Source organism: Streptomyces sp. NPDC025651, from assembly GCF_055558735.1.
The window spans coordinates 355,988-369,378 of sequence record NZ_JBVHLZ010000010.1; the positions used below are offsets into that span (position 1 = coordinate 355,988).

Annotated in this window: 12 protein-coding genes and 1 pseudogene; 10 read left to right on the top strand and 3 right to left on the bottom strand. The window is 71.3% G+C overall.

Features of this window, described 5'->3' with window-relative positions; translation table 11 throughout:
- Positions 1 to 184 precede the first annotated feature (184 nt).
- Both hutI and ACZ4D5_RS32245 read left to right on the top strand, forming a co-directional pair.
- The gene (gene hutI / locus ACZ4D5_RS32240; protein WP_467775982.1) at positions 185 to 1,363 is read left to right on the top strand and encodes an imidazolonepropionase; all 1,179 of its coding nucleotides are present in this window, start codon (positions 185 to 187) and stop codon (positions 1,361 to 1,363) included.
- Between the two features lie 106 nt (positions 1,364 to 1,469).
- Positions 1,470 to 1,607, top strand: a pseudogene (locus tag ACZ4D5_RS32245) (aspartate/glutamate racemase); the annotation flags it as partial.
- 53 nt (positions 1,608 to 1,660) lie between these two features.
- On the opposite strand, the gene ACZ4D5_RS32250 reads toward ACZ4D5_RS32245, so the two are convergent.
- Positions 1,661 to 2,611, bottom strand: coding sequence for an RNA polymerase sigma factor SigF (locus tag ACZ4D5_RS32250; protein ID WP_467775983.1), 951 nt, complete (start codon positions 2,609 to 2,611; stop codon positions 1,661 to 1,663).
- 238 nt (positions 2,612 to 2,849) lie between these two features.
- Here ACZ4D5_RS32250 and ACZ4D5_RS32255 point away from each other — a divergent pair, with 238 nt between their 5' ends.
- The 6 genes from ACZ4D5_RS32255 (at position 2,850) to ACZ4D5_RS32280 (ending at position 8,431) form a co-directional block, all read left to right on the top strand.
- Complete coding sequence (locus ACZ4D5_RS32255; RefSeq protein ID WP_467775984.1) at positions 2,850 to 3,218, top strand: STAS domain-containing protein; 369 nt, start codon at positions 2,850 to 2,852, stop codon at positions 3,216 to 3,218.
- A gap of 250 nt (positions 3,219 to 3,468) precedes the next feature.
- Positions 3,469 to 3,978 carry an ATP-binding protein gene (locus ACZ4D5_RS32260; RefSeq protein ID WP_467775985.1) on the top strand — a complete coding sequence of 170 codons (510 nt, stop codon included), beginning with the start codon at positions 3,469 to 3,471 and terminating at the stop codon, positions 3,976 to 3,978.
- A 178-nt stretch (positions 3,979 to 4,156) separates the two neighbouring features.
- Positions 4,157 to 4,909 (top strand): LPXTG cell wall anchor domain-containing protein, encoded by a 753-nt coding sequence (locus ACZ4D5_RS32265; protein WP_467775986.1) that lies wholly within the window; start codon positions 4,157 to 4,159, stop codon positions 4,907 to 4,909.
- Positions 4,910 to 4,956: 47 nt separating this feature from the next.
- Entirely contained in the window at positions 4,957 to 5,943 is a 987-nt protein-coding gene (locus ACZ4D5_RS32270; RefSeq protein ID WP_467775987.1) for a COG1470 family protein, read from the top strand.
- Positions 5,944 to 5,987: 44 nt separating this feature from the next.
- Positions 5,988 to 7,133, top strand: a complete 1,146-nt coding sequence (locus ACZ4D5_RS32275; protein WP_467776047.1) for a hypothetical protein — start codon at positions 5,988 to 5,990, stop codon at positions 7,131 to 7,133.
- On the top strand, positions 7,133 to 8,431 hold the full coding sequence (locus tag ACZ4D5_RS32280; protein ID WP_467776048.1) for a hypothetical protein: 1,299 nt from the start codon (positions 7,133 to 7,135) through the stop codon (positions 8,429 to 8,431). Before ACZ4D5_RS32275 ends, ACZ4D5_RS32280 begins: the two co-directional genes overlap by 1 nt.
- 17 nt (positions 8,432 to 8,448) lie before the next feature.
- On the opposite strand, the gene ACZ4D5_RS32285 is transcribed toward ACZ4D5_RS32280, so the two are convergent.
- Both ACZ4D5_RS32285 and ACZ4D5_RS32290 read right to left on the bottom strand, forming a co-directional pair.
- The gene (locus tag ACZ4D5_RS32285; RefSeq protein ID WP_467775988.1) at positions 8,449 to 9,261 is read right to left on the bottom strand and encodes an alpha/beta hydrolase fold domain-containing protein; all 813 of its coding nucleotides are present in this window, start codon (positions 9,259 to 9,261) and stop codon (positions 8,449 to 8,451) included.
- Positions 9,262 to 9,373: 112 nt separating this feature from the next.
- Positions 9,374 to 10,861, bottom strand: coding sequence for a peptide MFS transporter (locus tag ACZ4D5_RS32290; RefSeq protein WP_467775989.1), 1,488 nt, complete (start codon positions 10,859 to 10,861; stop codon positions 9,374 to 9,376).
- Between the two features lie 470 nt (positions 10,862 to 11,331).
- Between ACZ4D5_RS32290 and ACZ4D5_RS32295 the strand changes: the two genes are divergently transcribed.
- Both ACZ4D5_RS32295 and ACZ4D5_RS32300 read left to right on the top strand, forming a co-directional pair.
- The gene (locus tag ACZ4D5_RS32295; protein WP_055544110.1) at positions 11,332 to 12,009 is read left to right on the top strand and encodes a response regulator transcription factor; all 678 of its coding nucleotides are present in this window, start codon (positions 11,332 to 11,334) and stop codon (positions 12,007 to 12,009) included.
- 103 nt (positions 12,010 to 12,112) lie between these two features.
- On the top strand, positions 12,113 to 13,381 hold the full coding sequence (locus tag ACZ4D5_RS32300; RefSeq protein ID WP_467775990.1) for an ATP-binding protein: 1,269 nt from the start codon (positions 12,113 to 12,115) through the stop codon (positions 13,379 to 13,381).
- The last annotated feature ends 10 nt before the right edge of the window (positions 13,382 to 13,391 follow it).

Genomic DNA, 13,391 nt, shown 5'->3' on the forward strand with positions numbered 1-13,391 from the left:
GCCCGGGGCTCGGTCCATCGCGCTCCGCGCTCGTCCTCAAACGCCGGACGGGCTGACACATCGGCCCGTCCGGCACTGAGTCTTTCAGGAGCGGGGTCCGGGGCGGAGCCCCAGTTTCGGGAAGGGGCGGGCTCGGGGAAGGAAACCCGCTCGAACCTCAGCCTCACCCACCCGGAGAAACCCCATGCCCCGCACCACCCTCATCACCAACATCTCCAGCCTCGTCACCAACGACCCGGCCCAGGGTGACGGAACCGCCCTCGGCCTCCTCACGGACGCCGCCGTCGTCCTGGACGGCGAGACCGTCGCCTGGGTCGGCCCCGCCGCCAAGGCCCCGGCGGCGGACACGACGTACGACGCACAAGGAAAGGCCGCGATCCCCGGCTTCGTCGACTCCCACTCCCACCTCGTCTTCGCCGGCGACCGCACCCAGGAGTTCAACGCCCGCATGTCGGGCCGCGCCTACTCCGCCGGAGGCATCCGCACCACCGTCGCCGCCACCCGCGCCGCCACGGACGCCGAGCTGGAAGCGAACGTCGTCCACTACCTCCGTGAGGCACTCCGCCAGGGCACGACGACGTTCGAGACGAAGTCCGGCTACGGCCTCACCACGAACGACGAGGCCCGCGCCCTGCGCGTCGCGGCGGCGCACACGGACGAAGTCACGTACCTGGGCGCGCACATCGTGTCTCCCGACTACGCCGAGGACCCGGCCGCGTACGTCGAACTCGTCACGGGCGAGATGCTGGACGCCTGCGCCCCGCACGCCCGTTGGATCGACGTCTTCTGCGAGAAGGGGGCCTTCGACGGCGACCAGGCCCGCGCGATCCTGACGGCGGGCAAGGCCAAGGGCCTGCACCCCCGCATCCACGCGAACCAGCTGAGCCACGGCCCCGGAGTCCAGCTGGCGGTCGAACTGGACGCCGCCTCCGCCGACCACTGCACCCACCTCACGGACGCCGACGTGGACGCCCTGGCGCAGGGCGGCACGGTGGCGACCCTCCTGCCCGGCGCCGAGTTCTCCACCCGCGCCGAATGGCCGGACGCCCGCCGCCTCCTGGACGCGGGCGCCACCGTCGCCCTCTCCACGGACTGCAACCCGGGCTCGTCCTTCACGTCCTCGATGCCCTTCTGCATCGCCCTCGCCGTACGGGACATGGGCATGACCCCGGACGAGGCGCTCTGGTCGGCAACGGCGGGCGGCGCGGCGGCCCTGCGCCGCACGGACGTCGGCGTCCTGCGCGAGGGCGCCCGCGCGGACCTGGCCCTCCTGAACGCCCCGAGCCACGTCCACCTCGCCTACCGTCCTGGCGTACCGCTCGTCTCCGACGTGTGGCAGCGGGGTGCGATTCTGGGCCGATGAAGACCATCGGCCTCATCGGCGGCATGAGTTGGGAGTCGAGGCCGCCGGCGCCGACCTCGTGCTGATCTGTACGAACACCGTGCACAAGGTGGCCGGGCAGGTCGAGGCGGCGCTCGGGCGGGGCGTCATCCTCGGCTGCACCGAGATCGAGCTGCTCGTCGGGGCCGAGCACAGCCCCGTGCCGGTCTTCCCGACGACCCGTCTGCACGCGGAAGCGGCAGTGGACGCCGCCCTCAGGAGCTGAGGGCGGCGTCCACCGATGGAGTCACTCCCGGGCGTCCCCGGATCACTCCTGCGTCATTCCTCCAGGGTCAGGCCCTTGCGCAGCCTGACGAGCGTCCGCGAGAGCAGGCGCGAGACGTGCATCTGTGAGATGCCGAGCTCGTCGCCGATCTCCGACTGCGTCATGTTGGCGACGAAGCGCAGCGCGAGGATCTTCCGGTCGCGCGGCGGCAGTTCGGCGATCAGCGGCTTCAACGACTCGACGTACTCGATGCCTTCGAGTCCGTGGTCCTCGTAGCCGATGCGGTCCGCGAGCGCGCCCTCGGAGTCGTCCTCCTCGGGCTGGGCGTCCAGCGAGCTCGCCGTGTAGGCGTTGGAGGCGGCCATCCCCTCGACGACCTCGTCGTTGGAGATGCCCAGGCGCTCGGCGAGCTCGCCCACCGTGGGGGCGCGATCGAACTGCTGGGCGAGTTCGTCGCCCGCCTTGGCGAGGTCCAGTCGGAGTTCCTGCAGACGGCGCGGGACCCGCACCGACCAGCTGGTGTCGCGGAAGAAGCGCTTGATCTCGCCGACGATCGTCGGCATCGCGAAGGTGGGGAACTCCACGCCGCGGCTGAGTTCGAAGCGGTCGATCGCCTTGATCAGGCCGATCGTGCCGACCTGGATGATGTCTTCCATCGGTTCGCTGCGGGAGCGGAACCGGGACGCCGCGAACTTCACCAGGGCGAGGTTGAGCTCGACCAGGGTGTTGCGGACGTAGGCGTATTCGTGGGTGCCTTCCTCGAGCGACTCGAGGCGCCCGAAGAGGGTCTTGGACAGGGCCCGCGCATCCAGCGGCCCCACCTCGTCGTACGGCGGGATCTCGGGGAGCTCGGGAAGGCCGTGGAGCCCTTCGGGGGCGTCCTGAGCCGGCTGCGGCTCGTGGGCGGGACCCGGGATCTCGATTGCGGAGCGGTTCGGCGGGGGTGTCGACGTCGCTTGGTCAGTGCGCGATTCGTCGAGCCGGGGTGACATGGTGTCCTCCATCGTTCTCGGCATATGGCTGCCGATGCCAATACGTGCACTGCGGTGTGCGGCGCCTCCAAAGCCGTCCGTGTCGATTGATGTCTCTTCTACCCCTACCCGCTTCCATGCTCGGGTCGCAAGTGCGTTCTGCGGCGAAATGTCCGAATTCGGGGGGATGTTCGGGTACCCCGCGCCGTACGGAAGGCGTAATGTTCAGGGGCGTCATCAACAGCCACGACGGTCGGAAGAGAGTGACGGCATGGACCGCGGGACGGTCGGCAGCGCACACAGGGGCCGCCTTCTGGTCGAGGTGCGAAAAGAGGGCACGAGTGCCGTCGTGACCCCGGCGGGTGAGTTGGATCACCACACCGCCGATCTGTTGCGTGAGCCACTCGAGAGCTGCCTCTCGGAGGGCTACGCACGGCTCGTCATCGACTGCTCACGTCTTGAGTTCTGTGATTCCACCGGACTCAATGTGCTGCTCGGGGCCCGGCTCAAGGCCGAGGCGGCGGGCGGCGGAGTTCATCTGGCCGGGATGCTGCCGGTGGTGGCCCGGGTCTTCGAGATCACCGGCGCGGAGGCCGTCTTCACCGTCCACCGGACGCTCGACGCGGCCCTGGCCGACTGAGTCCGTGCTGGTCACGCGCGAAAGTTACGCGTCAGTTGTCTCTGCGTGATCATGGCGTTACCAGCGTCACACGGACCGTGCCGAACAAGTGGGTGTTCTCACGGTTCGGCCGGGCAGGAGAGACCTGGATCCGCCGACAGCGGTTCTCAAGTCAACAGTCAGAACGGCAAGCAGCCGATGTCCCCTACTCGCCCAGAGTTCTCTACTTGTCCAGAGACCTCAGTCCTCTTGTCGGTGAGGTGAAGCGCTGATGAGCACCACCCGGCCTTACTCGCCGGGCGATCGCGGCCCGGAGTCCGAGGCCGCCGTCGCGGACGCTCCCGCGGACCGGGTCTCCGGGGTGCCCGCGGCTCGACAGGTCCGCAGGCTGAGCCTGAACGGCGCGAGCGGCATCGTCCCGCTCGCCCGGGACTACACGCGCCAGGCGCTCCACGCGTGGGGCTGGCTGCCCGCGGACAGCGCCGACCGGCGGGCCGCGGCCGAGGACGTGCTCCTGGTCGTGTCCGAGCTCGTCACGAACGCCTGCCTGCACGCCGAGGGGCCCGACGAGCTCTGGCTCTCCTGCGACGGCAAGGTCCTGCGCATCGAGGTCTCCGACCGCGGCGCGGGACAGCCCGCGCCGCGCACGCCGCACCGCGCCGGGCGGCCCGGCGGGCACGGGATGTTCATCGTCCAGCGGCTCTGTCTGGACTGGGGTGTTGTCAGGACCCCAGGGGTCACGGGCAAGACGGTCTGGGCGGAGCTGGGCGCCCCCGCCTAGGGCCACGGCTGTTACCCACGGTTCGCATGCGCGCCGGATCACTACGGATCCGGCGCGTCTTTTGTCTTCCCTCGACAAGGTCCCGGGCGTACCTTGAGCGCCCAATCTGATGTGCCGTCAGTAACACGAGCAACTCCGCACCGCGGCACGCCACGACCGGCATGAGGGGACAAACGAGGTGTCGCACACGAAGAAATCGGCCGCGCTCGCGCTCGCCACCGTCCTGGCCGGCGGCTCAGCGGTGCTGCTGGCCGCCCCCGCCGCGCAGGCCACCGTCCAGGACGTCGACTACCAGTGCAAGACGCCCATCGGGAACAAGGGCGCCGTCTCGCCGATCGACATCAAGAGCGTCAAGAGCGGCAGCGGCTACAAGCTCACCATGTCCTTCCAGAAGGGCGTCTCCTCCAGCCCGGTGGAGCTCGGCAAGGGCGCGATGAAGCCAAGCGCGGTGATCAAGCTGGGCGGGGCCGAGAGCGGCACGGTGCCGGTCTCCGGCGCCACCAACTCCGAGGCGATCCCCGCCAACACCCCCATCAAGATCAGTGACCTGTCGGGCACGTACACGCCCAAGAAGAGCGGCAAGGTCACCTTCACGGCCGGCGTCCTCACCATCAAGGCGCTCGGCACGACCACCACCTGTACGCCCTCCAACAACCCTAAGCCCTCGCTCGAACTGGACGTCAAGGGCTCGGGCGGCGGCTCCGACACGGGATCCGGCGGTACGTCGGGCGGCACGGACGGCGGCTCGACCGGCGGCGACAGCGCCTCCGGCGGCTCCGACAGCGCACCCTCCGGCGGCGACGAGCTCCCGCAGACCGGCCCCGCGGACTCCGCGATCGCGCTCGGCACCCTCGGCGGCACCGTGCTGCTCGCGGGCGCGGCCGGCGCGCTCTGGCTGACCCGCAGGAACCAGGCGGCGCGCTCGCGCTAGCGCGACCCGAGAGACCGGCCCACCGAACGACGCCCCAGGAGCCGCCGATGCCGCCGAAGTCGCCCAAGCCGTCCTCCACGCGTGCAGCCCTGTGCGCGGCCGCCCTGCTGGCCGTCGCCGCGACCCCCGCGCACGCCGACGGCGACGGCTCCGCCCCGTGGTCCGCGGCGCCGTCCTCGGGCGGCGGCGCGCGCCCCGCGAAGGACGGGCGGCCCTACTTCTACGCGGAGGGCACCCCGGGCACGGTGCTCCAGGACGCCCTGTCCGTCACCAACCCGGGTGCGAAGCCCCGCACGGTCACCCTGCGCGGCGCTGACGCGGACAACACAGGATCCGGCGCGTTCTCGCTGACCCCGGCCAAGGGGAGGCCGAAGGACACCGGGGCCTGGATCACCTTCGCGAAGCGGCGGGTCGAGGTGCCGCCGCGGACCCGCGCCGAGGTGCCGTTCGCCATGAAGGTCCCCGAGGACGCGCTGCCCGGCGACCATCCCGGGGCGATCGTCGTGAGCGGCGGCGGCCACACGGTGGGCGTGCGCGTGCACCTGAGGGTCGGCGGGCCGACGCTCTCGGCGCTCACCGTGGAGCGCGTCAGGGTCGACGGCGACCGCAAGCGCATCGCGTACGACCTGGTCAACCGCGGCAACACCGTGCTGACCCCCGAGCTGGCGGTGCACGCCGAGGGGGTCTTCGGCACGCTCGTCGACCGCCCCGCGCGCAGGCTGCCGGTCGAGCTGCTGCCCGGGCGCCGCGTCTCGCTGACCGAGCCGTGGCCGGACGCCCCGGCGCTCGACGCGGTCGACGTGAGGCTCACGGCCACGGCGTCGGGCGGCGCCCACGACACCGCCACGGCGTCGGGCCGCTTCGTGCCGTGGGGCGCGGTTGCGGGCGGCGGCGTCCTGCTGCTCGCCGTCGCGGGCGGCGCGGCGCATCTCGTACGCAGACGGAGACGGAGCCCCGAGGCGTCCGAACCGGAGGGCGAACAGGCGAGCGGTGCAAGGGAGTTGGCCGGAGCGGGGACGGGAGAGGGACTGTGAAGGGGAAGAGCGGGAGCCGGTCGAGGGCGAGGGCCGGCGCCGTACTGCCGGCCGTCCTGGCCGTGCTGGCCGTGATCGGCAGCACGCTGCTGCCGCAGGCCACGGCGGCCGCGGCCGACAAGCCCACCGTCACCCTGTCCAAGTCCCAGGCGGGCAAGGGCGGTTCCGTCACCGTCAAGGGCGAGGGGTGGCGCTCCGAAGCGCTGCTCATGATGCTCGTCTGCGGCCGGTCCACGCCCGGCCGAGGCGTCATCGGCGGCACCAACTCCTGCGCCAACTCCGAAGGCCTCGCCGTCACCACGGACAAGGACGGCGCCTTCAGCAAGAAGCTCCCCGTGTCCGAGCCGCCCGAGCCCTGCCCCTGCGTCGTCCACGTCGCCACGGTGACGGGCGAGAAGGCTCAGGTCGACACCGCGCTGAAGGTCGCGGGCCACCCCGTGAAGGCGCTGCCCGCGCCGGGCGCCGACGGCAGGCTCTCCGTCCTCACCGACACCCGTCTTGAGGGCTCCAGCGGGATCCTGACCTGGTTCGGCGCCCCGGCCCGGCGCACGCTGGTCTTCACGGTCGGCAACGTCGGCTCGGCGCCCGTCAAGGATCCGGTCTTCCAGGTCGGCACCTCCCACGGCGTGTTCGCCCCGCAGTGGGAGGAGCAGCAGTGGCGCGGCACGATAGCGCCCGGCAAGAAGGCGCAGATCAAGCTGCCGGTGGAGCTCTCGGCCGGCGCGCACGGCGACTATCTCGTCTCGCTGAAGTTCGGCGGGAAGGTCCTGGCCGAGCAGCCGTGGGGCGTGGGCCGCCCCTGGGGCGTGACCCTCTTCTGGATCCTGCTCTGCGTCGTGGTGCCCGCGGCCGTCTTCCGCATCGGCATGGCGATCGTCGACCGCCTGCGCCCCCACCGCCGCCGGTCCTCCCGCGGCGGACGGCACCGCGGCGGCCGCATCGCCGAACTCGCCGAGCGGCTGCCGAAGTTGCGGCTCCCGCAGGGCGCCGTCGAGGCCGACGAGAGGGCCAGGGCGCCGCGCACACCACGTACGAAACCTTCGACGGGCCCGGGCGCGGGCGGCTCCGGCACGACGGAGCCGACGGCCACGACCGCCCTGCCCTGGTTCACCCCCGACACAGACCCCGGCGCACCCGCAGGCCGGCTCTCCGCACCGTCCGACAACAGTCCGACGAAGGGAAACACGTGATCACGCATCGACGGAGAGCGGGCGCGGCCTCGGTCGCGCTCCTGCTGGGCGGGGCGGGCATCCTGCTCACCGCGGGCCCGGCGCAGGCAGCCGAAGTCGCGTACAAGACGGAGTGCGTCCCCCCGTCGATCTCGGGTCTGCCGCCCGTGCAGGGCACCACGAAGGTGGAGATCACGGCGCCCGCCACGGCGAAGGTGGGCGACGAGGTCGACGTCGTGTGGAAGACGACGCAGGCCGCGTCCAAGAACCCGGACGTCCTCGACCTGGACGAGAACACGGTGCAGCCGACCGGCACCATCAAGTTGGGCGGCGGCCAGACCGGTGACCTGAAGGTGCGGGGGGAGCGCAGGAACCCGCCCATCAAGAAGAACAGCCCCATGATCCTGTCCGACATGAAGGGCAAGCTGAAGCTGACCGCCGCGGGCGAGGTGACGCTGACCCCGGACGCGTACGACATCAACGTCAGCAAGCCGATCTCGACGGACACCAAGTGCGCGCCCAAGGAGCAGGTGAAGGCGGGCGCGACCATCAAGGTGACGGCGGGCGGCGGCAGTTCGGGCGGAACGGGCGGTACGTCCGGTACGTCGGGCGGGTCCTCCGGCGGTGCCACCGGCGGGACCTCCGGTGGCGGCGACGGGAAGACCGACTTCCCCGGCAAGGAAGTCATGACCCCCTACCAGTGCAAGACGCCGATCGGTGACAAGGAAGCGACCTCGCCGGTCCAGATCAACGCCAAGAAGGACGGCGGCAGTTACGGCCTGACCGTGCAGTTCAAGAAGTCCGTGATGGACAGCCCCGCCGACATCCCCGCGGACTCGGTGAAGCCGTCGATGGAGGTCGAGCTGGGCGGCTCGGACAAGGGCACGGTGCATGTCGAGGGCCCGGCCAACAAGGAGCCGATCAAGTCGGGCGACCCGATGGCCATCCCTGACCTGACCGGCACGTACAAGCCGGGGGCGGACGGCAAGTCGACGCTGTCGCCGGGCGTCCTGACGGTCAAGGCCCTCGGTACGACGACGACGTGTACGCCGACCAAGGCCGAGGTCTCGCTGGAACTGGACACGGCGGCGCAGCCGGGCGGGGCGTCCGGCGGTTCCGGCTCGGCCGGGGGTTCGGCGGGCGGTTCCGGTACGGGGGGCTCCACCTCGGGCGGCTCCGCGAGCGGCGGCGGCCTCGCGGACACGGGCGCGGAGGACAACGGGGCGTTGCGGGCGCTCGGCCTGGTGGCGGGGACCGTGATCCTTCTGGGCGGTGCGGTGTTCACGTTCTTGCCGAGCCGACGAAGGGGCCTGCGCTAGGCGCCCCTTCGGGGGCGCTAGTGAACCCGGAGCCAGCGAAGGACCGACTGCGCCATGCCGGGGGTCTTGAGGAGCGGGGCCCCGTGGGCCGAGCCCCGGACCGTCCGTACCGTCACGTCCCCCAGCCCCGCCCGGCCCTGCGCGGCGGCAAGCTCCGCGGAGTGGACCGGCGGGACGAAGTCGCCCGCCGAGTGGACCAGCAGCAGCGGCGCGTCGTCCGCGCCCGAGGCGTGGGACGTGACAGCCAGGTCGGCCCACTGCTCCCGGCAGCGCAGCGGCGAGCACCCCGCGAGCCGCCGCGCGGCCCGCCGCAACGCCACCCGCTCGCCGGAGGCACCCGGCACGGCCCCGGCCACCCACGCGCGGTAGGGCGAGGCCACCGGGGAGAGGGCGACGACCCCCCGCGCCCGTGAGCGCCCCGCCCCGTACGCCCCCGCCTGAAGGGCCAGGTGGCCGCCCGCCGACGAGCCGAGCACCAGCGGCCGCTCGCCGCCCTCGCGCCGCTTCACCCACCGCAGCGCCGCCCGCACGTCGTCACGCTGCGCGGGCCAGACCGCGTCCGAGGCCAGCCGGTAGTCGGTGTCGTACACGGTGAAGCCGCGGGCCGCGAACCACCGCGCCCAGCCGCTCCAGTCGGTGTCCTCGGACCAGTAGCCGCCGTGCAGGATCACCAGCGGAGGGCCCCCGTCGCCGTACACGGTGATGTTCTGGCGGGCATGGCCCCCGTAGGGGAAGAGCCGCCCGGACGGGGGCTCGGGGGCCGCCTCGGCGGCGGTACTGGACGACAGCAGCGCCCCGCAGAGGGCCAGCGTGAGCAACGTACGGCGCATGGGCCAGATGCTCCACCGCAGGCGCGTCCCGGACCCGCAGAAACGCCAAGGGCCACCGCACCGGGTGGTGCGGCGGCCCTCAGTTCGGGTCAGTCAGTGACGGCGCGGGACGTCAGTGGACGTCGCCCATCAGCTCCTTGACGCGCTTGCGGTACATGTACACCGAGACACCGGCGAGCACCGCGAGCGCGGCCTCCGCGGCCACGACGCCCGTCTTGTTCAGGTCGACGCCGTACGTGGAGAGCAGACCCGCGATCGCGTCACCCGCGGTAACGGCGAGGAACCAGACACCCATCATCTGGGAGCTGTACTTGGCCGGGGCCATCTTCGTCGTGACCGACAGGCCGACCGGGGAGATGCAGAGCTCACCGACGGTCTGGCAGAAGTAGATCAGGACGAGCCACCAGGGGCTGACCTTGCCGTCGCCCGCCGACGTCAGCGGCAGCAGGAAGACGAAGAAGGAGATGCCGGTCAGGACCAGACCGATGCCGAACTTGACGACGGTGTTCGGCTCGCTGCCCTTGCGGTTGAGGTACAGCCACAGCCAGGCGGCGACCGGAGCCAGCGCCATGACGAGGACCGGGTTGATCGACTGGAACCAGGAGACCGGGAACTCCCAGCCGAAGACGCTGGTGTCGGCGTGGTCCTTGGCGAAGAGCGCCACGGTCGACGCGCCCTGGTCGTAGATCATCCAGAAGACGGCGGCGGCGACGAAGAACCAGATGTACCCGGACATCTTGGACTGCTCGGTGGGCGTGAGCTCCTTGTCGCGCTTGATGCGGCCGAGCACGACGATCGGCACGATCAGGCCGATGAGCAGCAGCGGGACGGTGGCCCAGGTCAGCGTGTACTGGCCGGTGCCCACGACGATCGCGTAGAAGACCACCGCGATGAGCAGCCAGATCATGGCCTTCTTGAGCGTGGCGGCGCGCTCGGCGGCGGACAGCGGCTTCGGCACGATGTCGGACTTCTCCGACAGGTGGCGGCTGCCCAGCAGGAACTGGATCAGACCGAACGCCATGCCCAGCGCGGCGAGGCCGAAGCCCAGGTGCCAGTTGACGTTCTGGCCGACGGTGCCGATGGCCAGCGGTGCGAAGAAGGCGCCGAGGTTCACGCCGATGTAGAAGACGGTGAAACCGCCGTCACGGCGCGGGTCGGTCGGGCCGTCGTAGAGGTGGCCGACCATCGTGGAGATGTTGGCCTTCAGGAGGCCGGACCCGAGGGCGACGAAGAGCAGACCGAGGTAGAAGGTCGCATCCGCGGGCAGAGCCAGGATCACGTGGCCGAGCACGATGACGGAGGCCGCGATGGCCGTCGTCTTGCGCGGGCCCCAGACACGGTCGCCGAACCAGCCGCCGGGCAGGCAGAGCAGGTACACCGTCGACATGTAGACGGAGTAGATGGCGATCGCCGTGCCCGCGTCGAGGTTCAGCCCGCCGGGGGCGACCAGGTACAGCGGGAGGAGGGCGCGCATGCCGTAGTAGGAGAAACGCTCCCACATCTCGGTCATGAACAGAGTGGCCAGTCCGCGGGGGTGGCCGAAGAAGGTCTTCTCGGAGCCAGGGGTACTGGCGGAGTCCTTCGTCAGGCTGGACGCCATGGGTCGATCCTCGTGGGTTCGGGACGCGCGACAGGAGCGTGAGCGCGCCCGGTGGGGGGCGGTCGGCACCGTTGTCTACGCCCAACCCCACGCCCAGGGGAGGTTCACCCCCGCAGTAAGGGGGTGAGGGACGGCGACTCCGGGATCCACACCCTGGGCGCATCCTCGCGCGCAGGGCCCGACCACAGGTCATTCCTTTCAAGGCTGGCCGAAGCCGGCCCGCACATAAAAGAGACCTAAGGCGCGCACAGCGGGCCATAGGTCCTTGAGTAGTGCATCAGGCGTTGGGTCACCATACGACACGTCAGGGACACATATGGAAGGACTTGAGAGATGGATCACAGGTGTCGCTGCAACCAACAGCGCACAATCAAAGGTGTTTCTCAGAATCGCTTCCCATAGCCGCAGGCTCTGACCTCCACTGTGCGATCACCGCACGACCGTTGTCCACTGCGGACTACCATCACCTCATGACCCGTGTACTGCTCGCCGAGGACGACGCGTCCATCTCGGAGCCGCTGGCCCGCGCCCTGCGCAGGGAGGGTTACGAGGTCGAGGTGCGTGAGGACGGCCCCACCGCTCTCGACGCCGGACTGCAGGGCAGCGTCGACCTGGTCGTGCTCGACCTGGGGCTGCCCGGCATGGACGGCCTGGAGGTGGCCCGACGCCTGCGCGCCGACGGGCTCACGGTGCCGATCCTCATCCTGACCGCGCGTGCCGACGAGGTGGACACCGTCGTCGGCCTGGACGCGGGCGCCGACGACTACGTGACCAAGCCCTTCCGCCTGGCCGAACTGCTCGCCCGGGTCCGGGCCCTGCTGCGGCGCGGGGCCACGGAGCCGAAGGAGGCGCCGGCCACGCACGGCGTCCGGATCGACGTCGAGTCGCACCGCGCCTGGATGGGCGACGAGGAACTGCAGCTCACGGCCAAGGAGTTCGACCTCCTCAGGGTCCTGGTGCGCGACGCGGGCCGCGTCGTCACCCGCGACCAGCTGATGCGGGAGGTCTGGGACACGACGTGGTGGTCGTCGACCAAGACGCTCGACATGCACATCTCCTGGCTCCGCAAGAAGCTGGGCGACGACGCGGCGAACCCGCGGTACATCGCGACGGTGCGGGGCGTGGGGTTCAGGTTCGAGAAGAGCTGAGCGCCCCCCCAGGGGCGCGGGGAACCGCGCGACCAGCCACGACGAACCCGCACTCGCCGCCGAACCGCGGAGGGCGGACGCCAAGGCGCGAGACACTGGGTGAATGCGCCGTCGCCTGATCAACTCCACCCTCGCCGTCGTCCTCGTGGTCATCGCGGTCTTCGGCGTAAGCCTCGTGATCGTCGAGACGAGAACCATCAGCAGCAGCGCCCAGGAGCGCGTCGACTCCGAGGCGCTGCGGCTCGCCAGCATCGTGGACAGCCGGCTGATCAGCAAGGAGAAGATCAGCGGCGACATCCTGCGCGACCAGGTCGCCACCGACCGCTACGCCCGCATCGAGATCCCCGGCCGCAGGCCCATCGAGATCGGCACCCGGCCCACCGGCGACGTCATCAGCGCCACCCGCCCCGGCGAGCAGGGCGAGAAGGTCACCGTGGAGGAGCCGAGGGCCGCCGTCACCCGGGAGGTCGGCCGCACCCTCCTGATCATCGCGGCCGTGGCGCTGCTCGCCATCGTCGCGGCGGTGCTCCTCGCGGTGCGCCAGGCCAACCGCCTCGCGTCGCCGCTGACCGACCTCGCCGAGACCGCGGAGCGCCTCGGCTCGGGCGACCCCCGGCCCCGCCACAAGCGGTACGGAGTGCCGGAGCTGGACCGCGTGGCCGACGTACTGGACTCCTCGGCCGAGCGCATCGGACGCATGCTGACCGCCGAGCGGCGCCTGGCGGCCGACGCCTCGCACCAGCTGCGCACGCCGCTGACCGCGCTCTCCATGCGCCTGGAGGAGATCACCGTCACCGACGAGCTGGACACGGTGAAGGAGGAGGCGACGATCGCGCTGGCCCAGGTCGAGCGGCTCACCGACGTGGTGGAGCGGCTCCTGACCAACTCCCGCGACCCGCGCACGGGGTCCGCGGTCACCTTCGACCTGGACGAGGTCATCAAGCAGCAGCTGGAGGAGTGGCGCCCGGCCTACCGCAGCGCGGGCCGCGCCGTCGTCAGCTCCGGCAAGCGGCATCTGGAGGCGGTGGGCACGCCGGGCGCGGTGGCGCAGGTCCTCGCCGCGCTGATCGAGAACTCCCTGATGCACGGTGGCGGGACGGTCGCGCTGCGCACCCGCGTCGTCGGCAACCAGGCGGTCATCGAGGTCACGGACGAGGGCCCGGGGGTCCCGCCCGACCTCGGCGCGCGGATCTTCGAGCGGACGATCAGCGGCCGCAACTCGACGGGAATCGGCCTCGCGGTGGCCCGTGATCTGGCCGAGGCGGACGGCGGCCGCCTGGAGATGCTGCAGACGAAGCCGCCGGTCTTCGGGCTCTTCCTGTCGCGTACGCCCCCTTCGAAGGGCGAGGACGAGGCCGAGACCGTCAGATGAGGGCCGGGCG

Bases quoted from the DNA above. Each gene is read 5' to 3' on its own strand.
- ACZ4D5_RS32285 (WP_467775988.1), bottom strand. From the start codon at position 9,261: ATGCGCCGTACGTTGCTCACGCTGGCCCTCTGCGGGGCGCTGCTGTCG.
- ACZ4D5_RS32300 (WP_467775990.1), top strand. From the start codon at position 12,113: ATGCGCCGTCGCCTGATCAACTCCACCCTCGCCGTCGTCCTCGTGGTC.
- ACZ4D5_RS32260 (WP_467775985.1), top strand. From the start codon at position 3,469: ATGAGCACCACCCGGCCTTACTCGCCGGGCGATCGCGGCCCGGAGTCC.
- ACZ4D5_RS32255 (WP_467775984.1), top strand. From the start codon at position 2,850: ATGGACCGCGGGACGGTCGGCAGCGCACACAGGGGCCGCCTTCTGGTC.
- ACZ4D5_RS32270 (WP_467775987.1), top strand. From the start codon at position 4,957: ATGCCGCCGAAGTCGCCCAAGCCGTCCTCCACGCGTGCAGCCCTGTGC.
- ACZ4D5_RS32250 (WP_467775983.1), bottom strand. From the start codon at position 2,611: ATGGAGGACACCATGTCACCCCGGCTCGACGAATCGCGCACTGACCAA.
- ACZ4D5_RS32295 (WP_055544110.1), top strand. From the start codon at position 11,332: ATGACCCGTGTACTGCTCGCCGAGGACGACGCGTCCATCTCGGAGCCG.
- hutI (WP_467775982.1), top strand. From the start codon at position 185: ATGCCCCGCACCACCCTCATCACCAACATCTCCAGCCTCGTCACCAAC.
- ACZ4D5_RS32290 (WP_467775989.1), bottom strand. From the start codon at position 10,861: ATGGCGTCCAGCCTGACGAAGGACTCCGCCAGTACCCCTGGCTCCGAG.